Source organism: Leptolyngbya sp. NK1-12, from assembly GCF_032598965.1.
Classification (GTDB): Bacteria; Cyanobacteriota; Cyanobacteriia; order Elainellales; family Elainellaceae; genus Elainella.
The window spans coordinates 4,933,906-4,960,601 of the sequence record NZ_CP053586.1 but is presented as its reverse complement, the minus strand read 5'-3'; the positions used below and the strand labels follow the sequence as shown (position 1 = coordinate 4,960,601).

The window sequence follows — 26,696 nt, the reverse complement described above, 5'->3', positions numbered from 1 at the left end:
GAGGTTAACCAGTCTGGGTTAACTCAATGGCTAAGAGAGTTAGGCAAGAGAACCCATTCCGAGGTCGGTTGACAGTCCAGCCATGGAACCACCCAGCCCTGCCAATCCGACTTTTGGATCGAGGTTGAGCGGTTGGCTTAACTGCAACACCACGATTTCATTGTTGTCAATTGCAGGCGGACGCCCAACGGAAAAGGGATAGTTGTTGTCGTTGGCAACCAAGATGGTGTTTTGGTCGATGACCAGGACATCTTCGATGGTTTGGAACGGCATTGTGTAGGTGGTGCTGCCATCTTGGTTGAGATCATCTGGGTCTTGAATATTCAGCAGATCGGCCACTTCCTGTTTGGCAACATATCCACTATCGTCTTTCTGAGAAAAATCTACTTTGTAGATCTTTTTGAATTTAGCGGCACTGCCTTGGTTGTTATCCCGCTCAATTACCAGGTACTGATTGTCATTAACAACCGCAAAGTCTCCAATCGCGTGACTGGGATTTTCTAGACGATAGTAGCCAATCAGTTCATCAGCATAGGTTTGCGTTTGCAAATCATACTCGTAGATGCGCAGTGCGTTGCTGGGATCGCCAATTACAGCTCCTTCTAACAGTGGATAGATCTTCGTGCCGTCTGGGTTGATTGCCATTCCCTCCAAACCTCTGGAGCGTCCCAGATTAGCCAGGGCTGTGCCTGCCAAAACATCAGGATGATCCGGGGATTTTACCTCGCCCTGCGCCGCCTGATCGCGTACCTTATCGCCTGTGGCGGGAAAATCTGTGAAGTAGCCATCAACACCCAGCTGGATAAACTGCCGATATTCCAGCTCTGGATCACCATTGTAGTCCCTCGCCAAATACAAGCCCTCGTTGCGGAACGTGTAGGGGTGAACCAGCAACCCAGCATCGTGGGCATCTTGAACCAGCATGGTAGGTGCAGTTGTGGTTTTGTCAGCATCATTCACTGCCCCATCCCCATTCACATCATCGGCTTTACCATCGCCATCAGCATCAGTGCCTTTGACGGACACAATCATCCGCTTCCAGGGGCCAATTCCGTCGGCGTAGGTGGCAACTTCCTTGAGTCCTTCCGGCGTGCGTAGATCGCCATAGGTGCGCTTGTCGCCACTGACAACAAAATCATAGGGCTGGTTTTCAATCAACGTGCCGTCGAGGGCAATGTCAGCCGCATCAAAAAGCTGAACCAGGGGTACATCTATTTTTTGGTTCAGTTCCTTGAGGTTAGCGACTTCAAACGACTGAATGAAAACCGGAGAATCTGCTTTGTCTAGCCCATTCTGCTTGAGAATTTCCACCAGCGGTTCTTCCAACGACAGGCCGATGGAGTCGTGATAGGTGGGATGTTTAGTTTCAGGATAAATACCAATCGTGCGGCCTGTTTCGGCACTTTTGCGCTTGGCTAGATCGATCACTTCCTGAAGTGTGGGAACCTCAAATTGACCGTTGAAGAAAGGACTGCGGAACGGCAATCGTTCAATCGCCCGCAGAGTTTTGATCTCTGCTAGCGTAAAATCTTCGGCAAACCAACCTGTATAGTCGATGCCATCAATGGTTTTAGTGGTTTTGCGATCAGCAAATTCGGGGCGGCTCGCCACATCGGTAGTCCCAGAAATCTCGTTCTCGTGACGGGCAATCAGCACTCCATCTTTGGTTGAAACCAGATCTGGCTCAATATAATCGGCTCCCTGTTCGATAGCCAATTCATAGGCTGCTAGGGTATGTTCCGGACGTAGACCGCTAGAGCCGCGATGCCCAATCACGATCGGCGGTTTGCCATCCAGCGTCTGGAAATTGGGGATGTTGGGAATTGCAATTGGCGCGTCGAGCAGTTTGCCTGAGCTATCAAAATGCAGCAGATAAGGACCAAACTCATCACCAACCCAGATCGTGCCATCGGGGGCTAGTGTAAAGGATTCAACGTCAAAGTCGGCTCCGGTCAGCAATCGCTCGCTGCTGCTGTCATTGACAATCGGGAACGGTATCTTCTTGTCTGGATCGGCAAGCTGAATAAAACTGTCGCCCAGCTTAACGCTGCCATCCTCCTTGGCCGTATCGCGAAAATTAGGCTCAACGCGATAGATCCGCAGCAAAAAATCCGCACTATTCGTTTTGGACCCAAAGCCATTGTCAGCCATGAACCAGTACGTGTTCTGATCGGCAAACTGAACGGCGCTAAATCCTTGAACGGGCTGACCTTGGGTAAATGGACCGGTCCGACCATTGGCAGACACAGCTTTACCAGCTGCAGGACCCGCTGCAAATGTGTCTGCGGGTAGGGACGCAAATCCTTTAAGTGTGGTGTCTGTCATAACTTCTGTATAGAATGCTGCAACATGACAATTTGTTTGCGCTCACAGCATCCCACAGCAGCTTTAAGGGACAGCCCAGGTTGGTTTAGAAACCGTTAAACGATGGGTTAAGAGAAGGCTGTTAGTCTGTCTGAGATTATGTTTAAGATTGCGTTTAAGCAGAACCCTCAAACTTTTACATGAGCCATTCAGCGCGTCAAGCGCTTTAAAGTTGCTTCCATCACCGCTGTTGTCTGACCAAAAATCGTAAATGCTAGCGCTTCTCGATAGACTCGCTGAGCCGGATGGTTGGCGTAATTAGCAGAGCCACGTGATACCGCTACAGCCGCATGGGCGCACCGTACTGCTAAATCAATAGACCAAGCTCGTAGATCGAGCTGATGCATGCCTGTATCGCCGATTGCCTGCGCCTGATACATGGCCGACCGACAGGTTTCCAATTCTTGTGTCAGGGCGATCAGCGTCTCAGTAATAACCGACTGAGCTGGAGCGGCTGCCAGAATATCTAACCCAGCTTGCGCGCATCCCAATGCAAAGAAGCCGTGATGTAATACATTACTGCGATCACTCTGGTGAATCCAATCGGCAGGCTTAAGATCAAGTACCTGATCAACTGGTAAAAACCAGTTTGCTAATTGGGCAGTGACCGTATTCGTGGATGCCATTGCTGCCAACTGCAAGGGTTGGCTCAGCGCGATCCAGCCACCGTTCACTGTTTCATCCCGTAGGGGCACCAGACCAAACAGCGCCCGTCCATCAGGCAGCTCTGCACCGAGAATAAACTGCTCGAAACAGCCAAAACCAGTGATCCAGGGTACATTCCCACTCACGTAATATCCATCGCGGCTCGGCGTGGCTTTAACCGCCGCTTCACCTGATCGTCGCAGTTGGGAAAACCCCAAACCAATCCGCTTTTGACCCGTTGCCATATAGGGTAAATACTTTTGCTTCAGCGACTCATTGTTGCTTTGGGCTAACCTTGCTGCTGCGCTTTGATGCTGGGTTTGCAGAAAGGCGAGAGCACCCGAATATCGGGCTGTCAATTCTTGAAATGTACGAAAGGTGAGTTCATTCACTCCTGTTCCCTGCCACTCTGGTGCAACCCGTAAGGCGAGAAGCTGTTGCTCACCCAGTTCGCTGAATGCCTGCTGTAATGCTTGTGGGTCAGTGTCCAAACGAGCAGCTTTCGGAGCCACGACGGTCTGCAAAAAAGCGGCGGCTCTGTCCAGCACAGACTGCTCTAACAGCAGGGGTTGATTTAAACAAGACGACATAGGCTTCTCTAAAATCACTGAGAAAACTGTAGCAAGTTAGCCTAGGGATATTAAGTTTTGGCCGCTGCGGAGCAGTGCTCTAGTGCTGAGCCTATGCGTAGCACGTAGTTTTGAATTGAAGAATATGGCAAAAAGGACGGTTAAGGATGGCTTCAGTTTTGTTAGCTTTGGATTTTGGTGGAACGAAGCATGCCGCGGCAGTTGTTGGGGCGGGCGAAACTCAGTGGCGGGCGTATCAACGACATTTGGCTCCAGTTCACTCCAATGCCCAAACCGATCTCGAGGTGATGCGATCGCTGATTAAACAAGTCTTGAATGGTGCATCTCCCACCGCTATTGGCGTTAGCTTTGGTGGGCCAGTCGATTTCAGTACGGGAACTGTGCGGCTGTCGCACCATGTGATGGGCTGGGAGAATACTCCGCTTCAGCAGCTTCTCGAAGCAGAATTTGGCGTACCGGTACGGGTTGATAATGATGCGAATGTAGCGGCATTGGGCGAGCATCGGTTTGGGGCAGGGCAGGGCAGTCAGGATCTGCTTTACATTACGGTGAGCACGGGTGTGGGCGGCGGCTGGATTTTGCATGGGCAACCGTGGCGCGGCTCTGAGGGCATGGCGGGCGAGATTGGTCATATGGTGGTGGATCCGCAGGGACCAGTTTGTCTGTGTGGGAAGCGGGGCTGTGTCGAACGGTTGGCATCCGGTCCCTACATGGCGCAACAGGTGCGTCAGGTGCTGCTGCAACAGCCTGAGCAAGGACAAAGGCTGCGATCGCTAATCAACCATGAGCTAGACAACTTGACGGCTGTGCAGATTAGCCAAGCGGCAGCTCAAGGGGATGAAGTAGCACAGGCCGGATTGCAAAAAGCGGGATGGGCCTTGGGAGTGGGTATCGGCAATGTTGCGAATTTGATCAACCCACAGCGGTTCATTCTGGGAGGCGGTGTGACGAAATCGGGCGAACTATATTGGCAGACCGTCCGTGAAACGGCACGTGCCACAGCCCTACCCGAAGTTCATTTTGAAATTGTGCCCGCTGCTCTGGGAGATGATGCGCCTTTGTGGGGAGCAGTGGCGTTGCTGGAAGAGGAATGAGGGAACGATTTGGGTGGATGGGCTTTGCCGTGAGCGGCTCAACCGAAGGGTGGATGGGTGATGTTTACTTGTGTGATCTATAGAGATGGTTGCAACTTTCCTTGTTTCATATCTCATAATAGTTCTGTTTCCTGATTCCTTTCTTTGAGCTGTCATACCTGTGCTCTATTTCTTCCCATGTTGGTGTCTCACTCGCTAGACTCATCCACTTTTCCCACGGCATTTTCCCTCAAACAATACCGCCGCACACATTGTCGATGGTCTCTGCATCTTAGGCGTTATCAGCGTTGCGGACAGAGGAGATGATTTCATTTACCGGGTTAATCGATAGCATCGGGGAGTTTTTCCCGTCCAGCGTTTGAAGGCGCGGTTAAACGCACTCGGCTCTGAAAAACCGAGCAAGAACGCAATGTCGTGAATCGAGAACGTCGGGTCTTTCAAATACCGCAGCGCTAATTCTTGGCGAGTTTGATCGAGTAATTTCTGAAACGAGGTTCCTTCCGCTTGTAGTTCTCGCTGGAGATGGCGGATGCTAATCGAGAGTTCAGAGGCAATCGCGTCAATTTTGGGGAGTTCTCCCTTAAGATGCTCTGCAATGAGATAGGCAACTTTTTGGGTGTAGCGATCGCCCCCATTCAGTGTGCCTAACATTGCGTCTGCCTGTTGCTCAAAAAAAGATAGTAAATTCGCATTGCTAGACAATACAGGCCAATCCAGATATGCCGCATTAAAGGCTAACCGATTAAACGGCATTGCAAATTTTAGATCGGTTTGAAAAATGCGTTGATACTCCGAGATATCCCCAGGGGAAGCATGGCGAAATGAAACCATCGATGGACGCAGCTCTTTGCCTGTGAGTGATTTGACAGCGGCTAAGGTAGAGGCAAACGTGCATTCGGCATCGTAACGCGATTCTTCTAACTGGTCATTTTTGAATATCAATCCAGAACTAAAACTGCACTCAAAAAAAGCCATCCCGTCTGAAATTGAAAGTTGGCAGGGAAACCCCTGACAAAAGAGATAGGTGTAGCGACAATATTTCTCAAGGACATCAGCCAGGGTTTGACAATTGAGCAAAATGTACCCAACGATTCCATAGTTACCTACATTAAAGGCTTCCCCAAAATGCAGTCCCAGATTCTCATCACCCGTTTGTTTGACGACCTCGCGCCAGACAGCATAATGGACGGAGGCTGGGATTCGGTGATCCGGTGTTGTCAGTACGATCGGATCAAGTCCAACCTTAGAGCAAAGCTCCTCAATATCCATACCCTGATCAGCTGCAAACTGGATCAGACTACGGGTTAGATACCCGGATACCGTTTTTTCTTGCATTGATCCATCCCCTGTCAAACCCGAATGACAACTTTCCCCACGACCTGTCTCTGCTCCAGTTTGCAAATAGCAGCAGGAAGATCACTCAAGGGATAAATTTGATCAATGAGAGGTGCAATCTGACCGGATGTGAGCCAGTTCTTTAAGGTCAGAAGATCGGCTTGATTGGGGGTAGAGGCTAATGCGGTGACTTTGCGGCGACTGAATTTTGAAATCAAAGATCCGAAGAGCAAAATTTGAAACAATCGCGCGATAGAACCTCCCACCAAAACATAGGTTCCGCCGGGTTTCAAAATAGAGAAATAGTCAAACACTGAACGATACGCAGCCGCATCCAGAATCAAGTCGTAATCAATACCGCTTTGCGTCACGTCAACTTGCGTGTAATCAATCACCTGATCGGCACCAAGCAATTTCACCTTATCTATTTTTTGTGGACTGCACAGGGCTGTGACTTCTGCACCAAAGGCTTTGGCAATCTGCACCGCAAACGATCCTACGCCACCGGATGCACCAATAATGAGAACTTTCTGTCCAGGCTGAAGGTGTCCGCAGTCTCGGAGACCTTGTAAGGCAGCCAGTGCAGCCCCAGGAATGGCGGCGGCTTCCTCAAACGAGATCGTGTCAGGCTTTAAAACCAACGCTGATTCTGGGGCGCAGACATACTCGGCAAATGCTCCGAAGCCACACTCAGAAAGATCGCCAAAGACTTCATCCCCAGGCTTAAACTGGGTGATGGCTTGACCCACAGCTTCCACTCGTCCGGCAACATCAAAGCCGAGAATTTTCACCTTAGGCTGATGCAATCCGCCATAGATGAGGCGAACGATAAAGGGAGTGCCGCGCATCAGGTGCCGGTCTCCCGCATTTACCGACGTAGCATGAACCTTTACCAACACGCCCTGATCTGACACGACTGGCTTATCCACCGCTTCCAGTTTCAGCACCTCTGCCGAACCGTATTGAGAACGGGCGATCGCCTTCATTTTTTCATTCATCGTTTCATTGCCTGGGTTCGTTCCTGGGAGGAGGATACGCGAGGATATTGCTGCCATAGATTTTTAAGACTTCAGGAGAATGGATGCGAAGCGAACTTGTCATTCCTGGGCTAGACTTACAGTGTACGTCTATTTATAACGCTAGTTTAACTTACGCTGTAAGTTTGTCAAGTTCAATCATGGGACAACTCCCATCGACGGAGGCTAGAACGATTGGTTACAGGGCAATGCGCAATAAAAATGCGCAATAAAATAGATGGCTAAGACAGGGACATCCAACACCCCCTCTCCAACCCCGCTAAGCCGGGAGCGGATTTTGCAGACAGCCCTCCACCTGGCAGACGAGGGAGGACTTGAGGCGCTTTCGATGCGAAAGGTTGCCCAAGCATTAGGCGTGAAAGCGATGTCACTCTACAACCATGTTGCCAACAAAGACGACATAATCGATGGCATTGTGGATGGGGTGGTCAGCGACATTGAGTTGCCTCGCTTTGATCTGGATTGGAAAACTGCGATGCGGCGGCGGGCGATCTCGGCTCACGATGTGTTGCTAAAACACCCCTGGGCAGCGATGGCGATCATGTCCCGCATCAACGTAGGGCCAGCCATGCTGCGCTATGTCGATAGAACGATCGGCTGCCTGCGGGAAGCCGGATTTTCATGGGAGATGGCGGATCATGCCTGGAATGCGATCGACAGCCACATCTACGGCTTCACCCTCCAGGAATTAAACTTCCCTGTAGAAGCCTCAGAATATGCCGAGACAGCCGAACGCTTCATTTCGCATATCCCGCCAGACCAATATCCCTACATGCACCAACTGTCGCTTCACATCATTAATGGCAGTTATGACGGTCTACACAACTTTGAGCTTGGTCTCGATTTTATTTTGGATGGGCTAGACAGGTTGCGCGATCGGAACTGAGTATGGCTTCAAGCAAGTCAAAAACGAGTTGGGCTGGGCAGACTTTCGCTTGACCAATTATGGCAGTATCGAACGGTGGTGGGAAATTATCTTCAGTGCCTATTTGATGGTGACTTTGCAAGCTGATTATTGCCAGTCGTGCTTGGAGTCCCCAGAGTCTTCAAGCCAGGGAGCATCTGGGGTAATTTTAGAGTGTTTTGGGCAGCACCCCTGGTGGGAAGCAGGAGTGAGCTGGAAGAGTGCGTTCAATAACTTACGTCTAATCATTCAGCCTTATATCTTCTACTGCTTGCTTGCCCCTTGGCTGGAGGTGTTTTCTATTCCAGGATTGAAGCGTGGTTTCTTCCGATTGATGATGCACATGAACTATTTTTGCGGTTCTCCCAAACTTTCTCAAACTGTTGCAGCTTGATACTCAGACAGGGTTTTTCTACTGCCAGATTAACAAAAGAGGGATTACTGAGGGGAGACAAACCAAGAGAGAATTGATTGGCTCCAATGACTCAAAGCCGCCGTCACCTTGCTGATCATGGATCGAATCAGTTGAATTTGCATGGTTCTACTAACACTAATCAATCGAATGCTGCTACCCGACGTCTTTGCATATTTTCTTGGATCTTCTATTAGAGATTATTATTTGATGCTGCTTTGACTCTAAGTAGGTGGGCGCAATGATTGAGAAGACGCATTTCGACTCCGCTCAATGCGCAACGTTTCGGGAAGCAGAGGGTTGAGCGGAGTCGAGACCCGGCATTGTGGAGCGAAGATTAATTTAGCCTACCTACTTAACTGAAGGGTTGATCAACTTTTTCTACGATTAACGCATTATGGTTGATGCATTAATTGCCAAAACATCCGGGCTTGCTGCGGATCGGTGATTTCATTCACAATCGCTTCTACTAATTCTTCGGGAGAAATTGGAGTCTGTTGCATCAGTAGATCGTCTAGAATCAGGGTGCCGACTGGACCAATGCATTGGACTAAAGCCTGCTGACAGCGTTCTAGAAAATCTGAACTAAAGTTAATAGGTGGCTTTGTGCCTGGTAAAGATACACTAGAGGCGAAATTTTTAGAATAATTTTTAGAATAATTTGTAGAAGCATTAGAAGAAGACTGTGAGAACTGTGGAGAAGACCATAACTCGCTGGTCAAACTAGCTCTAAACTCTTCTGCCTGAGCTAGATCGGGAATTTCTGTTGCTAGCGATTCAATCAGCTCAGCGGGAGTGAGATTGGCAGACTGAGTCAATACTTGCTCCAACACGAAGGTGGCGATTGGTCCAATCCGGCGCGATAACTCCTGTTGGCAATGGTGAATGAAGGCTGAAGTCAGCGTGGTGGGAGTGGGTGGGCAGTTGGCTGGATGAGTGGTAACGGGCTGCTGCGAAGCAGTTGGGGAGTAGCGGGCTGCTGCAGAGCTATTGGGTGGTAGCGGGCTGCTGCGGGGCAGTTGGGCGGATGGGATGACAGGACGCAAATCGGCTAGGATTTCAGCAGCAGATTGGTAGCGGGCTTTTGGTTTGTCATGCAGCATTCGCTCTAGAATTCTAGCTAGCGTAGTGCTGATCTTGACAGAATCCTGCCAGCGCCACTCTAACGTTTCCTGGTCCATCAGAAGCTGCGGTTCTTGGCCGGTCAGCAATACTAGTGCCGTTACACCCAGCGCATACAGATCGCTGGATGGAAAACACTGGCCCATGCGCAGTTGTTCGGGGGGGGCATAGCCGAACTTACCGACAAACGAAGCTGTATCTGATGCTTTGCCATAGGCATAGATTCGATTAATGGTCTGTTTAACCAAGCCAAAATCGATCAAAACCGGGCGACTATTGGAAGCATTGGGTCGCATGACATTGTCAGGTGAAATGTCGCGATGCACAATTTGCCGCTGGTGCAAATACTCCAATACAGGCAGCAAATCCTGAAACCATTGAATCACCTCTGCCTCGGAAAAGGCTTGTCTCTGCGACTGGCGCTCACGTAAAAGCTGAGCGTAGGTTTCACCTGCAATATACTCCTGAACTAAAAACAGCCTTTCTTGCGCGACAAACCAGGCTAGAAACTTGGGAATTTGGGGATGGTCGATTTCGTAGAGGACGCGCGCCTCGCGTTCAAACAACTCCCGCGCTTTCTGCATGGCGTACTGGGTGCGATTAGCTGGGGCAAATTCCTTGAGCACACAGGGATGGTTGAAGCAGTGCGTATCGTAGGCTAGATAGGTCTGCCCAAAGCCGCCCCGACCCAGAAGTTTCTGAATTTGATAGCGATTGTTAATTAGCATCCATGCTTCATCCGCATCCCAGAGTCTCAAAGTGGAGGTATTGGAGATTCAACTGTTGGCACCGTCTCCATAGTCAAAACAGCAGGTTTTTGCTGCACCCTGGCTTCTAGAGGCCGCACTTTGGCAACCAGTTTGATGAACTGCTCGTAATTGGGCAAAGCTGCTTCAGGGATGTAACCAGCATCGCCAATAATGCTAGAAGGGGCATTCCGCATGGCGGTTTCAATCTGATATTGCAAGTTGCGGTCTACGGTAGGAGCTAGCAAAACTGCGCTAGCCGGAACGGCTCGACTCGTGTGCAAAACGCGAAACTGGGATGCCCCAAACTCATTGCGATATTGCTGAAACTCCTGTTCTGACATTGCCCCTGCGACAATCACGCCTTGACTCAACCAGTCCAACACAGTCCGTGGCGTCGGAGCGAACCGCACTTCTTGCAGAGTCAGGCCATAGAGGTCATACAACGGCAAATAATATCCCGTAGCCGATCCAGCCTCTCCCAATGCCACCACCTGATTCGCTAGCTCTCCCAGGGTTTGAATCGGACTATCGGCTCGCACTAGCAAAACCGAGCGTTCGTTGTTGCTGCTCTGCAGCGCAAAAATCGGAAGATACTGCTGGGAGCTGATGGCAATTGCTGCCAATCCCGGTGGTGCAAACACCATTGACCATACTCGCCGCTGAATCTGCTCGACAGCTTTGATTTCGTTATAGGCTGGCTCTAACTCCACCAGAGTTTTCAGCGCCGTTGCCAGATAGTCTCGAAATCGCTCAAACTTCTCTAAATAGTTGGCTGGCGCATCGTAGCTGACGATTCCTACAATCAGTTTGCCAATCGGCTCTTGCTGCCGATCGGTACATCCTTTCAGCAGAACGGGCAGCAGCAGCGCAGTCAGAAACAGATCACGACGAGACAGCATAGACCTATGCTAGCTCAACCCTGGTCAATCGCCGGCTTAATTCAGCATCTTATTATTTTGCTAACTTTCCAACATCTGTAAGCGATACAGGCTGGCATAAAGACCATTTTGCTCCAGCAGTTCTTCGTGTCTGCCCGATTCCACCAGCTGCCCCTGCTTCAGCACCAGAATTCGATCCACACTGCGAATGGTTGACAGCCGGTGGGCGATGATGATGGCTGTCCGGCCTTGCAGCAGTTTTTCCAATGCCTCCTGAATCACTGACTCAGTGCGCACATCCAAATTAGCAGTCGCCTCATCCAACACCAGAATGTTGGGATTGCGAATTGCAGCTCGCGCAAAGGCCAGCAGCTGCTTTTCTCCACCTGATAGGTTGGTGCCCCGCTGCCGCAGTTCGGTGTCGTAGCCCTGTGGCAGGCGCTCAATGAACTGGGCCACGTTCGTTTGTCCAGCGGCTTGGCGCACCTGTTCTAAGGTATAGGGTTCGCCCAGAGTAATATTGCTTTTCACATCCCCAGCGAACAAAAAACCATCCTGCAAAATTACCGCCATCCGCCGCCGCAGTTCCGCCTGAGGCATATCGCGAATATCCTGCCCATCCAGCAAAATCTGGCCCCGACTCACCTCATACAGCCGACAGAGCAACCGAATAATCGAGCTTTTTCCCGCTCCGGTTGGCCCCACCAGCGCCACCTTTTCCCCCGGACGAATCGTAAAATTCAAATCCCGCAGCACAAACTCATCCGGCTTATAGCCAAACCAAACCTGCTCAAACTGAATCTCGCTCGGAGTTGTCCTAGAAGCCTGCGGCACCGCTTGAGAATAGCCTTTGCCATCCTTCCATCCATCTGCCAGCCTATTCTGCCGCTCTACTTCCCCGGTTCCCCTAACTTCCCCATCCCCCACTCGCTCCGGATCGCGAATCTCAATCGGCTCACTCAAAATATCACTCACCCGCTCTAGGGCCGTTAATCCAGCCTGAATCGCCGTAAAGCGTTCGGCAAACTGACGCAGTGGATCAAACAAACGCTGAGCAAACAGAATAAACGAAGTCAGCAGACCAAATTCCAGCGCTTCGCCCTGCACTAGCAGGCTACCGAGCCACAGCACTCCGGCAATCGCCGCCAAGGCGATCCACTCCAGTGTGGCCGAAACCGCCGAGTCAAAGAAAATGGTTCGATCGACTTCTTTGATATAGCGCAAGTTGATTTGCCGGAACAGTTCCGAGTTGAACCGCTCCCGCCGAAATAGCTGCACCACATTGATGCCGACAATATTTTCTTGCAAGGTCGAGTTCAGCGTAGACAGTTCTTCCCGCGAGCGATAGTTAGCCGCTCGGTACTGTTGCTGAAAATAGATGATCAACCCCGTCACCGGCAGCAGCAGCACCAGCAACAATAGCGCCAACTGCCATTGCAAGCTAAACATCACGACAGTAATCACCAGCATCGTCAGCAGATCGCCAATTACCCCAATCGCGCCCGTAGAAAAGACATCGCCCAATGCATCAACATCACTGGTCAGGCGAGTGATCAAGCGACCGACTGGTGTGCGATCAAAGAAGCGCGTTGCCAAAGATGTGACATGATAAAACAAATCATTGCGAATATCGGCGGTAATTCGCTGACCTACTTTCTGAATTAAATAACCTTGAACACCACTCAGCGCCAACTGCACTACTAGCGTTAACACCAGTAACCAAATTAAAAGCTGTGCGCCCTCCACCAGCGAGCGACCCTGCAAGAACCCCATTACTGGCTCTTGTTTCGCCAACGCTACCGCCTGTCCAATAATAATCGGCTGCATTGCTCCGGCTAGCGCCAACGGAATCAGCAGCAGCAGAGCTATCAACAGCAAGCGAATATGGCGTTTTGCATAGGGCAAAAGAATTCGGAACAGCCGCAAATCGGTTGAGCGAGACGATTGAGATACCGAACGCGGCGGAGATACACTGGTCATACCGATGAAGAACTAAACGAGCAGATGGGCAGAGTCTATCTCACTCTAACGCACTCCCCCATCTCTCTAGGCGAAGTCAGGAGTCAGGAGTCAGGAGTCAGAATAATCCTCTGTTTCAATCCCACTCCCTACTCCCCACTCCCCACTCCCCACTCCCACTCCCCACTCCCCACTCCCTACTCCTCCTTACCCGCCAAATAGGACGCAGGACTGAGATACTGGGCATGGTCGCCCAGATTGGGTTCATACCAGATTTGACGGTAAATCAGCTCTAGTTCGCTTCCCACTTCCGAGAAGTAATCGATCTGACGGGCTTGCAGCGTCACCATCACCCGGTACACCAATAGGGCCAAAATCGCCACGATCATGCCTGCGGCTGTTGTGATCAGCGCCTCACCAATCCCGCCTGCGGCTTTGGTGGCCTGCTCAGTGGTGCCACCACCGCCAATGTTGAGGCTGCTGAAGGTGGCAATCAGACCTGTCACCGTTCCCAATAGACCCAGCAGCGGAGAAACGGCCACCACTGTTTCCAGCAGCTTGTCGCCCCGGCGCATCTGGACAAATTCCTTGTCGCCTGCGGCTTCCATTGCCAAGCGAAAGGTTTCGGGAGAAGGCTGCCGCAGTTTCAGAGGAGCGAGCAAAAACCGCCCGATTGCCAAATGCTGGGCACTCTCGGCAATTGCTCTGGCGTCTTCTAGATTGTAGCGAGCCGCGGCCAAGACATCATGCACAATTCGGTCTTCCTGGCTGACTAGCTGATACCAAAACCAAGCTCGTTCCAAGGCGCAGGCAATCGTTGCCACCGACAGGCCGACGATCGGAATCATCACCGGCCCACCTGCTTTCACTAACTCAAACAGATTCGACATAAACTCGCTGAACCCAATTACTCTGTCCTGTAGCCACCATCACCAGTGTCTTACAGAATGCTTGGCTTGGCTAGCAGTGTAGAATACTTTTGCGTCATGTAAGTTAGGTCAACCAAATCAAACAGTAAATGCAGTGCGGGCAGCCTGCCCACGCCAGCCAGACGCTGGCACTACGGATCTTTTGCCCACAGAGTTGGGGGAGGAGTGATCGGAGTATTGAATGGCGGCAAAATCGATGATTAATCTAAGAATCAGCTCCAAAATTCATCTAGATTAACTTCTGCTATCTCTTGTTGCACCTCCTGAAAATAGCTACTTTCTGTCAGCGTCGCCACTTCTTTTTCGCGTTTTTTCTGATCAATCTCAATTTTTAATTCTTCTAATTGGCGTCTTAATTCATCTTCGCGGCGTTTGCGTTCTGTAATATCCTGCACAATACCTTCGTAATATAAAACTCTGCCATCGTTGTCTTTCACTGCGCGGGCATCGATTTGGATCCAAATGATACTGCCATCTTTACAGTAGCAGCGGTATTGAAAATCTTTGACTGCATCCTGTTGTTCTAATAGCTTCCTAAATTCAGCTCGTTTTTCCGGGTCCACATAAAGCTGTTCGCCAATATTGGTGATGCTTGCCATCATTTCAGCCGGTGAGTCATAGCCATAAATTTTTGCTAAGGCCGAATTAGCATTAATAAACTGTCCTCCTGGAGAGGATTGAAAAATTCCTTCTAAGGCGTTTTCAAAGATGCTGCGGTAGTTTTCTTCGGCAATTCGCAGTGCCTCTTCCGCCCGTTTGCGATCGGTGATATCGCGGACCATGATCAATACTTCATCGTCTCCCATTACCAAAATTCGGACTTCTTCATCTTGGGGTTGGGCATCAATGGTGATGCGTTGCTCGTAGACCTGCAGTTCACCTGTGGTTAGGGCTTGCCGAACGTGGTGCATTCGCAGTTCAGCCAAATCGGGCGGAAGCGATTCCCGAACCGTTCGTCCCCGACTAAATTGTTTGACGCCGTGCACCCCTCGCAGCCGATCGCTGCCCACAATCTCTAAATAGGTGCCATCGCCTTTAGCGCGAATCATCAAGTCAGGAATGGTGGTGACAATCGCACGGTTGGTCGCCTCGCTTTGTTGCAGCGCCTGAAAGGATTGCTGGATCTGTCCTGCCATGCTGTTGAAGGACGTTGCCAACGCATCAATTTCGGTAATGGGGCTGGGGGCAATTTGTTGGTCGAGGTGACCTTTGGCAATCTCTTCAGAGGCTTGGGATACGCGCTGAATTGGTTTTGTCACCCACCGCGAGGTCCAAATCCCCACTGCGATCGCTGTGGCCAAGGCAAGTAGCGTCAGCCCGATGGCATTACGCAGAGTGGCATAGATTTGGCGCATAAAATCGGCTTCTGGCACCACCACCACAATCAACCAATCAATGCCGCGGCCATCTTTCAATGGCAACACGTGCACAAACTGCCGTTCGCCATTGATCTGATAGTTGAGCTGTTGCGATTGCTGAATCTGCTCAAAGCCATTAAATTGCTGTTGCAAATAGCGAGCCGTTTCCCGCACTAGTGGGTTTTCGCTTGCTGTGGCGGTCACCAGCTTTGCCTGCTCGCCTTGCCCGACCGTCAGAGGCTCATCCGTAGAGCTAGAAAGCATGGAACCCGCGCGATCGATCACAAAGGCTTCGCCGGTTCGGCCAATCGACAAGCTGGCCAAAAAACGTCTCAAATCCTGTAGCAGCACAACATCCGTGGCACAAACTCCCGCGATCTTTCCCGATGCATCATACACGGGCATACTGGCTGTGATCGTTGGCAATCCAATTGCAAAATCTAGATAAACCTCAGTCCAGATCGGTTTCTCCTGCTGCAATGCCGCCTTATACCAGGGCCGTTGACGAGGATCATAGGCTTTGAGCTTCTCTAAAATCCGCTGGCGATTGCCCCGGTCATCCATCGCATAAAAGTAAAAGCGATTATCGGTTTGGGCATTACTGGCGAACAGAGCAATTGGCTCTGAGGCTTGTCTAGGCCGACGCATCACGCCGAGAGCCTGTCCTTGAGCATCGCCGCAATAGGAGGCATAGACAAAGGGAGAAATCTGAATCTGGGTGAGAAACTGTTTGGCATTGCTGGCCGTTGCCAGATCAAAATTGCCTTCTGTAAAGGCCGAGGCATTCAGCTGATTAAAATTATGAGGGCTTTCCAAATAGGTTGTCAGTTCGGCTTCAATTCGAGCTGTCACTTCGCTCCGCAATTGCGTTGCCAGGTCATTAACTGCCCGTTGCCCATTGCGAAACGAGAGGTATCCCACCAATCCGACGGCTGCCAGAATTTGCAGAACGAAGGGTACTACTAGGGTAACGCGCAGGGGAAATTTACCCGGAATGGGGGGAGTGGCCTTACCAGTCATTGATACCATCTCCTCCGGCGATCCACTCCTGTAAATTGCGCTCTGGCTTCGCCACATTAAACAAGTGCAAACCAAAATCCTGGGAGAGATCCTCACAGACCTTGATGCCCCGCACACTGTTGCCTTTTACATCTAGAGGGGGTGAGAAAGTACCAATACCTAATTTTCCGGGCGCGATTGCCGTAATGCCGCCGCCGACTCCACTCTTAGCCGGCAATCCCACACGATAACACCACTCGCCGGATGCATCATACATGCCGCAGGTCAGCATGACGCTAATCACATCTTGCACATAGCGTTCATCAATCGCTCGTTGTTTTGTAACTGGGTTCACGCCACCGTTTGCCAACGTTGCCGAAAGCATAGCCAGATCGCGAGCATTCACCATAATTGAACATTGCTGAAAGTAGAGATCCAGCGTTTCATCAATCTTCTCGCTAACCATGCCAAAGTTCAGCATCAGGTAAGCCATGGCTCGGTTGCGATAGCCGGTTGCCTTCTCAGATAAAAAAACCGGCACATTGATATCATGGTCCCGTCCGGTATAGCGTTTGAACATTTCCAGCATTCGTTTCAAGCGTTCCGTACCGTTTTTGCCCTTAATTAAATCTGCCGTGGCAATCGCCCCAGCATTCACCATTGGATTATAGGGGCGGTTAGTCACTTCATCTAGCACAATCGAGTTAAATGCTTCGCCCGTTGGCTCTACGCTGACCTTGCTATTCACATAGTCGCGCCCGTGGTCTTCCAGTGCTAAGCCAAACACAAACGCTTTAGAAATGGACTGAATCGTGAACAACTGGTCGCACTCACCAACCTCAAATACCTGTCCCTCTGTGGTGACTACACAAACGCCAAACCACTCCGGTTTTGCCAGTGCCAGTTCTGGAATGTAATCGGCCACGGCACCTTCATTCAGCAATCGGTACTTCTCATATAAATCGTTCAGATAATTGCGAAAGGGCGACGTAACCGCAGTAATAGAACTGGCTAGAGATTGCAATTCTCCAAAATTCGACATGCCACTTACCCCTCGATAATTTGCTGTGCCACTTTGCGAAATTCCTGACTCACCGGATGCTCCGGATATTTCACGCAAAACACCCCTTCGCTGGCGAGCTGCACGATATCTTCCGACAATGGAAATATTCCGGCAACCATTTCGCCGTATGTTTCCTCTACTTTTTGCTTCAGGGCTTCCAGGTTGAGTTTGCTGTGGGCTTTGTTGATGGCCAATAGCATCTTCCGCACTTTCAGTTGCCGCGCCACATCCATCGTCACCGCTGTGCCCTGATAATCTTGCTTGTCAGGGCGGAGAATCAAAACTAGCACATGAGAGATTGCAATTGATAAAAACGTTTCTTTCGAGAGGCCAGGATGGGTATCAATAAACAAATAATCCAGCTGAAGTGTTTTTACCAGATTGCGAAACCCATCATTCATCAGTTTGACATCATAGCCATCCTTCAGGATCCTGGCAATATCATCTGCCTTAACACTGGACGGAACCAGAAATAGCTTGCCTGCACCCTCGATCCCCACATTGGCACTCAGATCATAGGCAGCATCTTCGATTGAGCTTTCACCCCACAAATAGTTATTCAGGGTTTTGTCCATTTGCTCTGGTTCCAGACAAAACAGGTTATGGATTCCTGGAGAAGGAACATCTGTATCAACAACACCTACACGGTTCCCCAGGGCAGCCACGGTGGTTGCCAGGTTCGCAGTAAAGTTAGACTTACCCGTACCACCTCGATACGAGTGAACGGAAATAACTCTAGGCATATTTACTTAAAATGGCTGTCAATGGCTTCCATAAGATTAGCATCTCTTTTTTTAAAGGGAAAATCTAAATGGAAGTGTAGTATCCACAACGGATGATCGGGCAAACCTGCTTCAGCAGTCTCTTTGCTTCCTAATGAGGGTTCTGCCGTGAAAGTTTTCCAGCCTACAGCGCTTTGAGCGTCCCAGAAATGAGGATAGGGAGCTAGTCTGGCTGCTCGAACAGCTGCCAAACTTGATACACCAAACTTGATAAGTAGAACAGCATAATTAAACATGAAACCCAAAGGGGGGGTTGGCCGCCCGAAGGGCGGCGACAACACCCTGATCTTGGTTTTAATTAAGTTGAATTACTTACAATAGACATCAGGATTCGATCATCGACCTCAGGCGATGATCGCTCGCTTATTGCTGGAACTTTTGAACCAATGCCTTCTGCAACACACTTGGCTTGTGACTCAACCAGATTTGATGGCGATTGTCTTTGGTATATCCAACAATCACAGCTCCAATAGGTGAATCAATATCTGGATACATCTCTGGAGTCATGTCTCCACTATTCAAAAAATCTGTAATCTGCACCAGACCTCGGAGCGTCCAAATGCTCGAAAGTTCCTGGAGCCGAGTGACGACAACTCTTAGCTTAAGGCAAGGGAAGCCAGCAGCAAACCTGTGACCGACGTTTGCGTAGCGTTCCCGAAGGGTACTTCCCCCCTGACTCCTATCCCAACCGCTCAACCAAATGCTCCCCGACCCGCAACGCATTGGCAATTACCGTCAGAGCCGGACTCACACTGGCATTGGCCGGAAAGAAACTGCTGTCTACGACATAGAGATTATCTACCTCATGGGTGCGGCAGTTGAGATCGAGCACCGACGTAGACGGATCGGCACCAAAGCGGCAGGTGCCACATTGATGCGCGACCACCTGAATCGGCATATCGCTGCGGGGATGGATGCCAGTGCGGCTAAATAAACTACTATCAGCCGTTTCTACGGCCCTCAACACTTCGAGCCAGCGATAAACCAACCGATCGTGGGCTTCCACATTGTTTGGCTCGTAATCGAGATGCAGCTTTTCGCCAACCCAGTGGACGCGATTGTTGGGGTTGGGTAAATCTTCTGTTTGTAACCACCAGCCGATTGAACGAGTTGCCAACTGCCGCAGACCAAAGTCGGGCAGGACTCTGGTAACGAGGGACAATACCGGCGGTGCTTCTGAAAAAATTACATCTTGTAGGATACCGCCTGAGTTTTGGATGTGGCCCATCGGATAGGCATAGTTCTGGTCGCCCCAGTAAAAGTCATTCACTGACACGGTCCGTTGAAACAACCCAGAGTTGGAAGTAGCGCTGACCTGCACCACCACCGACAGCAATTGCTTCATCAGATTGCGTCCTACGAGATCAGAGCTGTTGGCGATGCCGTTGGGGTGCTTTTCGTTGGCAGAGCGCAACAACAACGCAGCGGAGTTAACCGCACCGCAAGCCAGCACAATCATGTGCCCTAGAAACAAAAACGACTCGGAGCCAATCGTCGCCTCAACGGCCTTCACTTCTGTACCGGATGGGTTGGTATGCAGACAAACCACCTTAGCTCCGGTTTTCAGCGTCACGTTGCTAGAGTGTTTCATGGCGGGCGAGATGCCAGTATCCTCCGAATCGGTGCGGCCCTGATCGCCGAGACCAATTGGTAAATAGGCCGGATGAATGCCCTGCTGCTTCAGGATCTGGCAAACTTGCTCGACCTGGGGTTGGTGCTCAACTGGGGGAAAGGCATAGTCGGCACTGCGGGGTGGCTCGGTTGGATCATCGCCCGCCTTACCGTGGACCTGATAGAGGGACTCCGCTTCGGTGTAATAGGGTTCAAAATCCTGATACTTCAGCGGCCATTCGGGTGAGAGGCCATCCTGATGCTGCACAGCTTCAAAGTCTCGCTCTCTGAATCGCAGCAAAGCACCGCTGTAGATTTTGGTATTGCCACCTACCGAGTAGCTGGTTTGGGGATAGAAGGGTTCGCCGCTGCTGTCATGCCATTGTTCTGGCGCGTGGTACTGCTCTTTGCGAAATACTTCTAAATCAACCAACTCAGAGCTTTCTTTGGCTAAAAACTCTCCCCGCTCCAACACTAAGATCTTTTTGCCGGTTGGGGCCAATTTGCGGGCCAAGGTGCCGCCGCCAGCACCCGTACCAACAATAATTACATCATAGTATTGATCGTCGATAATCATAGGAATTCTCCTAAGGAGAGTAGGGAGATAATAGGGGAATTACTGCCAGACGTAAATCAGAATAAATAGAATAATCCAGATCACATCTACAAAATGCCAGAATAGGGATGTTGCTTCGACACCAAAGTATCCTCGCTCGTAATTACCGGGAACAAACGAACGAATCAGCATCAAGACTTGCAGCAGAATCCCAGTCAGAACATGCAGACCATGAAAGCCAGTCAACAGATAGAACGTACCACCAAACACACCCGAAGTGACGCTAAACGGTAAACTGCTCCATTCCACGGCTTGACCATAGAGGAAGTAGCTGCCCATGGCCATGGTGGCTAGCAGAAACAAGCGAAATCCCCACAGCTTTTTGTCGTGCAGAAACCGCTCGGCTACGTAGATCACAAAGCTACTGGACACCAGCACGATGGTATTGATTGTCGGATCGCGGGTTTCTAGTCCCGTTACTCCCGGTGGATACCAGTCGGGTACGGTGGTTTTATAGATAATGTATCCGGCAAAGAAACTGAGAAAGATAACGCTCTCTGAGAGCAAGAACACAATAAAGCCGAATTTACTGTTTCCCGCTTCGTCGTGCTCCTGCTCTTGGCGAACCCCGGCTTCGACCTGTTGGGCGATGGCTCTTTCTGTGGTCATGGATTTGCTCCTGTGCGGTTAGCCGCTAGTTAAGGCGTTTGAGTTAGTTCCTGTTGGGGATTGGTTGCCACCAACGGTTCATCGGTGCCGTAGCGGTAGGGCGGCGAAATCACGGTGGGAATTTCCTCAAAGTTTTCCACGGGCGGCGGTGAGCTGGTCAGCCATTCCAAGCCGATGGCCCGCCAAGGATTGTCTCCCGCCTTTGCGCCCCGAATCCAGGAGCTGACCATGTTGAGAATAAACGGCAGAGTGGACATGCCCAGCAAAAAGCCGCCCAAGCTCGCCAGCACGTTCCAGTAGGCAAACTCCGGGTCATAGGAGGCAACGCGGCGCGGCATGCCCATCAGTCCCGCTGGGTGCATCGGTAGAAACGTCAGGGCTGTACCTAGATAGGTCAAGGCAAAATGCAGCTTGCCCAAACCTTCGTAGTACATGCGTCCAGTCATCTTGGGGAACCAGTGGTAGATGGCGGCATAGATAGCCATCACAATCGCCCCATAGAGGACGTAATGGAAATGGCCGACAACAAAATAGGTGTTATTGACATGAATGTCAATCGGTACTGACCCAAGAAAGATACCGGTAATACCTGCAAACAGCCAATTACTAATACCGCCCAAAGCAAACAGCATCGGAGTGGTCAGGCGGATTTTGCCGCCCCAGATGGTAGCTACCCAGCCGAAGACTTTGATACCGCTGGGGACAGCTACCAGCATCGTCGTTACCATGAAGAACATCCGCATCCAGCCTGGTGTGGCGCTGGCAAACATGTGATGTACCCAGACCGCACCGCTAATCACCGTGATCAACAGCGACGAGGCCGCAATGACTCGATAGCCAAACAGCGGTTTGCGTGCATGGACTGGCAACACCTCTGAGAAAATCCCAAACGCAGGCAGTACCATGACATACACCGCCGGATGGGAATAGAACCAGAAGAAGTGCTGATACAGGATTGGGTTTCCTCCCCGCTCCGGTGCAAAGAAACTGGTGCCAAGCGTTAGATCCAGCAGCAGCATCACCGCTCCTCCGGTTAGGGCTGGCAGGCCATAGAGCTGAATTAACTGAGCTGCCAGTACAGCCCAGACAAACGCTGGCGTTCTGAACCAGGTCATACCCGGTGCCCGCATTTTCACAATCGTGGTGACGAAATTCACGCCACCCATGATCGAGGAAACACCCGAAATCGCCACCGCCAAAATCCAGAGAAACTGACCGTTAATAATATTTCCGGTCGGGTTTTGCAGACTCACGGGCGGATAGGCCCACCAGCCTGACTGCGACGGTCCTCCCGGTACCAGGAAGCTAGCTAGCATCAGCACGCCCACAACCGGAATCATCCAGAAGGAAATCGCATTCAGGCGCGGAAAGGCCATGTCGCGTGCCCCAATCATCAGCGGCACCAGATAGTTACCCAGACCGACCAGCACCGGAAAGGTCCAGAGAAACAGCATCACCGAGCCGTGCATGGTGAAAAGGGCATTGTAGACCGTGCGGTCTACCAGATCGGCATCGGGCGTAATCAGCTCTCCTCGCATAATCATGGAGAAGGTGCCGCCGACTAAGAAGAAAAAGAAGGAGGTGACGATGTATTGAATGCCGATGACTTTGTGATCGGTGCTGAAGGTGAAAAACCGCCTCCAGTTGTCTGGCGCACCGGGATAGGGTTGACCCCGGGTGACGTTGATTGGCTCAAGAGAGATATTGGTCATGCGTGTCTTTGCTGCAATGGAACCTAATGGATGGAAGCGGAGCAGAGAGAGGGATAGAAGAGTATAGGTGATTACAAACTGTCTTTAAGACAGGGTTAGAGAGAAGAGCGTAAAAGCTTGAAACGTAAATCAGACGGTAAATTAATGGCTGGAAGTTAGGCCGGTGGACTCTGAGGTTCCTGCTTAGGGGCATAGTTCACAACCGGCGGCGGGGCTGGCGGAATCGTTTCCCAACCGCGAACGGCGACCTTGTCTTTTGTCGAGCCATTGTCGCTATTGCTATTGGCGCGGCTGTATTCATAGGCAGCCCGATTGAAGGCCGCAGAGGGAGTTTGGGCCGCCGCATCGGCTAACCACTGCTGATAGTCGTTGACCGACTGCACCACCACATCGGCCTGGTTGGCGGCGAAGTAGGTGCCGCTATACATCGAGTCGCGCAGGCGGTAGGTGCCAACCCGGGTGGGCGTGAGTTCAAAATCGATCTCATGATTGGGGACGACGTCTTGCTTGAGCCGAAAGGCCGGAATGTAGAAGCCATGCAGCACATCTTCTGATTTCAGCGTGAAGTGCACCCGCCGATCCACCGGTAAATGCAGCTCAGTACTGCTAACATCCTGCTGCGGATAGTGAAACACCCAGGCCCACTGTTTGGCGATCACGTCAATTTGCTCAAGCGGGGCGCTCTCTAGGGCGTTTTGAATCTCCTGTTGCGGTGTGCTGTCAAACGGCTCAGCATAGGCAGATTGCATCATCTGCGGCATGTGGAGATGCACCAGTTCCATCGGGCCACGCACAGCCATTTTATCGTAGGTGCGGTAGCTGGCAAACGAAAGCCCCAACACGAGAGCCAAGGGCACTGCCGTCCAGATCACCTCCAGCCAGGTGTTGCCTTCAATATGCGGACCATCACTATCGTCGTACTTGGCGGCGCGGTGAAACACCAGCGAATAGAGGAAGGGGCCGATTACACCCAGGTAGATGAAGGTCCCTAGGCCGGTAAACAGGCTAAACAAATCGTCGATTAGCTTTGACTCAGCCGAGGCTTCGGGGGGAAACCAGGCATAGGCTTGCTTCGCCATCCACAAACTGGCAAATGTTGCGAGGATAGCATAAACGGTGAGCGTCAAAATTGCGCGGAGTTTCATAGGGACGATCGCGAGAGGGGGGAGTAAAAACCAGGCGAACTATCGCACAGTCGCAGTTTAACTAGAGCTGATTGGGATTGCCGCCTAGACGCAACAGTTGTACAGCGGTAACATGAATCCCAAATTCACCGCCGAGGTGGGCACCGAGGGTGCCTTGCAAAAACATCAGCACAAAAATAATCAGACCCGTGGCCAAATAGCTCCACTGCACCTGCCTAGCCATATCTTTGCGCCAGCGAAACCGTTGAAAGCCGCGCCAAACTGTCATAGCGACGATCAGCGTCAGGAGGGCAACGCCGCCCATCCCGTGCAGAATCATCGTTTCCAGCGCTCGCAGTCCCCAAGCGCTCTCTACATCCAGCGGCAGGGCTAGGGAAATCTCAAAAAATCCGGCAGCTACCGTAAAGAACGTCACCACCGCGGCAGCCAGCAGGTTATACCAGCCCACATCAAACAATCCAGAGCGAGTCACCGGAATCGCCAGCCATTTGAACACTCGCTTCTCGACCGGAAACAGGGCGGCAACAATATCAAAGCTGATGGCCGCGATAAACAGCCCCAACGTAAGGTGAACAAGGGCCGGATGAATTGGAACGGGGTAGGGCAAACCATTGAGGCCAAGAAAATCACCCCAATGTTTCAGCAGTTCTGGATTCATGACAGCCCTCCTCGGATGGCCTCTACAACGGGTGCCGTGTGTAAACCATAGACCCAGACTAATAACGTTCCTAGATAGGACTGGGCCGTCACTAGAGCAACCAGGACCACACTGGTGATGAGATAGGGAATAGATAACTCCGACTTATTCTGGACTCGAATCACGTAACGCCATCCAGTTACAGCTGCCAAAATTCCCGATAGTGACCAGCCCAGCAAGGTATGGAGGTTGAGCGTGGAAACCGCAGCACTGTAAGGTTCGGCCAGTCCGGCTTCAATTTGCCCAAAAATAACCGCGATAAAAATGGAAACTGTCGCAAAGGCGAGATTCCACCAGCTCACTTCGTAAAGGCGAGAATTTTTGGTGAAGAAGCCAATAATGTCGCACAAAAAGGCAAACAGCACCATCGCAATCACAAAGTGGACGACAATTGGGTGAATTGTGTCGGGGTAAGGGAGATTGTGTTCGTTCAGGGGGGGAAGATACTCAAGCACGGTGTTCTCCAGGGCACATAGTTTCGATAGTGCAGTGTCTAGGCACGGTGTCAGGTGCAGTCTCTGTCAAACTCTGTTGTAGCAGAACTCAGCTTAAATAACCCTAGCAAGCTCCTATTTCACGGTATGTATTATTGAACTCAATGACAAAATCTTTCGGAAATTTTTAAGATTAATTTAGATTTTTAAGCAAGCGCTTAGGTGATTGTATCGCGTCTAGTTTTGCCTTTGTTGTGTCTTAGATGATTGATATTTGTCATCTATCTACAGGAAGGCTATAGAGAGAAAGCAATAGAAAAAATTGCACCCGCTAAGCAAAGTACAAAAATTCTGGCTTTCAAACTGGCCTTCAATAAACTGGCCTTCAATAAACTAGCTTTCAAATAGAATAGAGCCTGTAATCTTAACCGAATTTAGCCTGAACGAGATGGATGTTAATTTGATAACATCACCTGTTTTCTCACTCAATATTTATACGTTAGCATTACCAACTTGTATTAATCAATCGTTCCTATTTTGAATTTTTAGTTGAACAACTTAATTCACTCTGACGTTCCTTCAGAACCGCCAGCTACCGATTCGCTGACTGTACTCTTGCTTAATCGACGCATCCATTTCGATTTGCTGATATTTTGCCAAACCATAGTTGCGCCCGTAATCAACATCCACAGAGCACCAAGACCGTTCAGCAACACATAGACGGGTTCCAGCGTTTCTCCTAGATATTCCCCTTCGTGGAGCGTCATTAACCAGTGGGCTTGGTCTCTGGTTAAGCCAAACCAGCTTCTACCCAAGCGATAGGAAACGCCTGTAAGCACCGTGATCAGAAGCGGCAGCAGAACGAAGGGAGCCACCGTTTGATGCAGCTTGCGGAATAGCCGGATATTCATATGCTCAGAATCATTGCTAGGGGACTATCACCAACCTATAACACATCTATCAAAGCTTGTATTACCATGAGCTGGGGGAACCCGTTTGGGAAAAACTGTGATGACTGCTGCCCTAATCCAAAGTCCAGATCGCGTCATTTTGCGCCATATTAGCTGGCAAACCTATCAGTCCCTGATTCGAGACTTCGAGCAGGAACCCGCCATTCGCCTCACCTACGACCGCAGTACCTTAGAAATTCGGATGCCTCTTGACCCCTATGAAACTTACAAAAAGCTGCTAGGGCGCTTAGTCGAGGCAGCAACAGAGGAACTGAATTTAGAAATCCGCAGCTTAGGCTCGCGCACCTGTGCCCGGGAAGACCTTGCCAGAGGATTGGAGCCAGATCAGTGTTACTACATTCAGAACGAAGCCTTAGTTCGCGGAGTAGAGCAAATTGATTTGTCCCGATTTCTCCTCCAGATCTGGCAATTGAGATTGACATGACTCGGAGTTCGCTGGATCGGTTGTCGATCTATGCCGATTTGGGAGTGCCGGAGATATGGCGTTATGATGGCCGAGCACTGTTTATCTATTCGTTGCGGGAGGGACAGTACGAAGTGCATGAACGCAGCATTGCATTGCCATTGATCCAAGCGAAGGATCTGGTTAGTTTTTTGGAACTGTGCTCGACGATTGGTGAGAATGGCTTAATCAAGCAGTTTCGCCAGTGGATCAGAAGCCAATCAACCAATTTGTAAACT

At 50.7% G+C, this 26,696-nt stretch carries 24 protein-coding genes and 1 pseudogene; 5 read left to right on the top strand and 20 right to left on the bottom strand.

The window, feature by feature from the left end:
- Positions 1 to 39: 39 nt before the first annotated feature.
- Positions 40 to 2,325: an esterase-like activity of phytase family protein gene (locus HJG54_RS21070; RefSeq protein WP_316431211.1), complete on the bottom strand. Its 2,286-nt coding sequence runs from the start codon at positions 2,323 to 2,325 to the stop codon at positions 40 to 42.
- A gap of 188 nt (positions 2,326 to 2,513) precedes the next feature.
- Positions 2,514 to 3,599, bottom strand: coding sequence for an acyl-CoA dehydrogenase family protein (locus tag HJG54_RS21065; RefSeq protein ID WP_316431210.1), 1,086 nt, complete (start codon positions 3,597 to 3,599; stop codon positions 2,514 to 2,516).
- A gap of 146 nt (positions 3,600 to 3,745) precedes the next feature.
- On the opposite strand from HJG54_RS21065, the gene HJG54_RS21060 reads away from it, so the two are divergent.
- Positions 3,746 to 4,693 (top strand): ROK family protein, encoded by a 948-nt coding sequence (locus HJG54_RS21060; RefSeq protein ID WP_316431209.1) that lies wholly within the window; start codon positions 3,746 to 3,748, stop codon positions 4,691 to 4,693.
- A gap of 312 nt (positions 4,694 to 5,005) precedes the next feature.
- Here HJG54_RS21060 and HJG54_RS21055 read toward each other — a convergent pair whose 3' ends face one another.
- Together HJG54_RS21055 and HJG54_RS21050 are read right to left on the bottom strand one after the other, a co-directional pair.
- Positions 5,006 to 6,028: an AraC family transcriptional regulator gene (locus HJG54_RS21055; RefSeq protein WP_316431208.1), complete on the bottom strand. Its 1,023-nt coding sequence runs from the start codon at positions 6,026 to 6,028 to the stop codon at positions 5,006 to 5,008.
- 14 nt (positions 6,029 to 6,042) lie between these two features.
- The gene (locus HJG54_RS21050; protein WP_316431206.1) at positions 6,043 to 7,026 is read right to left on the bottom strand and encodes an NAD(P)-dependent alcohol dehydrogenase; all 984 of its coding nucleotides are present in this window, start codon (positions 7,024 to 7,026) and stop codon (positions 6,043 to 6,045) included.
- 256 nt (positions 7,027 to 7,282) lie between these two features.
- On the opposite strand from HJG54_RS21050, the gene HJG54_RS21045 reads away from it, so the two are divergent.
- Together HJG54_RS21045 and HJG54_RS21040 are read left to right on the top strand one after the other, a co-directional pair.
- A complete protein-coding gene (locus HJG54_RS21045; protein ID WP_316431204.1) occupies positions 7,283 to 7,951 on the top strand; it encodes a TetR/AcrR family transcriptional regulator in 669 nt (222 codons plus the stop codon).
- A pseudogene (locus tag HJG54_RS21040) lies at positions 7,947 to 8,062 on the top strand (IS701 family transposase); the annotation flags it as partial. The gene HJG54_RS21045 and the pseudogene HJG54_RS21040, both read left to right, overlap by 5 nt.
- 714 nt (positions 8,063 to 8,776) lie before the next feature.
- On the opposite strand, the gene HJG54_RS21035 reads toward HJG54_RS21040, so the two are convergent.
- The 16 genes from HJG54_RS21035 to HJG54_RS20960 all read right to left on the bottom strand — a co-directional run bounded on the left by HJG54_RS21035 (position 8,777) and on the right by HJG54_RS20960 (position 25,955).
- The gene (locus HJG54_RS21035) at positions 8,777 to 10,231 is read right to left on the bottom strand and encodes a serine/threonine protein kinase (RefSeq protein WP_316431203.1); all 1,455 of its coding nucleotides are present in this window, start codon (positions 10,229 to 10,231) and stop codon (positions 8,777 to 8,779) included.
- Between the two features lie 26 nt (positions 10,232 to 10,257).
- Complete coding sequence (locus HJG54_RS21030; RefSeq protein WP_316431201.1) at positions 10,258 to 11,151, bottom strand: phosphate/phosphite/phosphonate ABC transporter substrate-binding protein; 894 nt, start codon at positions 11,149 to 11,151, stop codon at positions 10,258 to 10,260.
- A gap of 60 nt (positions 11,152 to 11,211) precedes the next feature.
- A complete protein-coding gene (locus HJG54_RS21025) occupies positions 11,212 to 13,110 on the bottom strand; it encodes an ABC transporter ATP-binding protein (RefSeq protein ID WP_316431200.1) in 1,899 nt (632 codons plus the stop codon).
- A 176-nt stretch (positions 13,111 to 13,286) separates the two neighbouring features.
- Positions 13,287 to 13,979 (bottom strand): MotA/TolQ/ExbB proton channel family protein, encoded by a 693-nt coding sequence (locus HJG54_RS21020; RefSeq protein ID WP_316431198.1) that lies wholly within the window; start codon positions 13,977 to 13,979, stop codon positions 13,287 to 13,289.
- 251 nt (positions 13,980 to 14,230) lie between these two features.
- Positions 14,231 to 16,396, bottom strand: coding sequence for a PAS domain S-box protein (locus HJG54_RS21015; RefSeq protein WP_316431197.1), 2,166 nt, complete (start codon positions 16,394 to 16,396; stop codon positions 14,231 to 14,233).
- Positions 16,386 to 17,417 carry a glutaminase A gene (glsA, locus tag HJG54_RS21010; protein WP_316431195.1) on the bottom strand — a complete coding sequence of 344 codons (1,032 nt, stop codon included), beginning with the start codon at positions 17,415 to 17,417 and terminating at the stop codon, positions 16,386 to 16,388. Before glsA ends, HJG54_RS21015 begins: the two co-directional genes overlap by 11 nt.
- A gap of 5 nt (positions 17,418 to 17,422) precedes the next feature.
- Positions 17,423 to 18,181: a MinD/ParA family ATP-binding protein gene (locus tag HJG54_RS21005; protein ID WP_316431193.1), complete on the bottom strand. Its 759-nt coding sequence runs from the start codon at positions 18,179 to 18,181 to the stop codon at positions 17,423 to 17,425.
- Positions 18,182 to 18,183: 2 nt separating this feature from the next.
- Complete coding sequence (locus HJG54_RS21000; protein ID WP_316431191.1) at positions 18,184 to 18,456, bottom strand: hypothetical protein; 273 nt, start codon at positions 18,454 to 18,456, stop codon at positions 18,184 to 18,186.
- Between the two features lie 127 nt (positions 18,457 to 18,583).
- A complete protein-coding gene (locus HJG54_RS20995) occupies positions 18,584 to 18,727 on the bottom strand; it encodes a hypothetical protein (RefSeq protein ID WP_316431190.1) in 144 nt (47 codons plus the stop codon).
- 172 nt (positions 18,728 to 18,899) lie between these two features.
- A complete protein-coding gene (locus HJG54_RS20990) occupies positions 18,900 to 20,408 on the bottom strand; it encodes a GMC family oxidoreductase (protein WP_316431188.1) in 1,509 nt (502 codons plus the stop codon).
- A gap of 39 nt (positions 20,409 to 20,447) precedes the next feature.
- Positions 20,448 to 21,056, bottom strand: a complete 609-nt coding sequence (locus HJG54_RS20985; RefSeq protein ID WP_316431186.1) for a cytochrome c oxidase subunit 3 — start codon at positions 21,054 to 21,056, stop codon at positions 20,448 to 20,450.
- A 29-nt stretch (positions 21,057 to 21,085) separates the two neighbouring features.
- Positions 21,086 to 22,768: a cytochrome c oxidase subunit I gene (ctaD, locus tag HJG54_RS20980; protein ID WP_316431184.1), complete on the bottom strand. Its 1,683-nt coding sequence runs from the start codon at positions 22,766 to 22,768 to the stop codon at positions 21,086 to 21,088.
- 155 nt (positions 22,769 to 22,923) lie between these two features.
- Entirely contained in the window at positions 22,924 to 23,913 is a 990-nt protein-coding gene (locus tag HJG54_RS20975) for a cytochrome c oxidase subunit II (protein ID WP_316431182.1), read from the bottom strand.
- 61 nt (positions 23,914 to 23,974) lie between these two features.
- Positions 23,975 to 24,571, bottom strand: a complete 597-nt coding sequence (locus HJG54_RS20970; RefSeq protein ID WP_316431180.1) for a DUF2231 domain-containing protein — start codon at positions 24,569 to 24,571, stop codon at positions 23,975 to 23,977.
- Complete coding sequence (locus tag HJG54_RS20965) at positions 24,568 to 25,065, bottom strand: DUF2231 domain-containing protein (protein WP_211622225.1); 498 nt, start codon at positions 25,063 to 25,065, stop codon at positions 24,568 to 24,570. Before HJG54_RS20965 ends, HJG54_RS20970 begins: the two co-directional genes overlap by 4 nt.
- Before the next feature lie 542 nt (positions 25,066 to 25,607).
- Complete coding sequence (locus HJG54_RS20960; protein WP_316431178.1) at positions 25,608 to 25,955, bottom strand: PepSY domain-containing protein; 348 nt, start codon at positions 25,953 to 25,955, stop codon at positions 25,608 to 25,610.
- Between the two features lie 100 nt (positions 25,956 to 26,055).
- Here HJG54_RS20960 and HJG54_RS20955 point away from each other — a divergent pair, with 100 nt between their 5' ends.
- Together HJG54_RS20955 and HJG54_RS20950 are read left to right on the top strand one after the other, a co-directional pair.
- Positions 26,056 to 26,439, top strand: coding sequence for a hypothetical protein (locus HJG54_RS20955; protein ID WP_316431177.1), 384 nt, complete (start codon positions 26,056 to 26,058; stop codon positions 26,437 to 26,439).
- Positions 26,436 to 26,693, top strand: coding sequence for a hypothetical protein (locus HJG54_RS20950; protein ID WP_316431176.1), 258 nt, complete (start codon positions 26,436 to 26,438; stop codon positions 26,691 to 26,693). Before HJG54_RS20955 ends, HJG54_RS20950 begins: the two co-directional genes overlap by 4 nt.
- Positions 26,694 to 26,696: the final 3 nt, after the last annotated feature.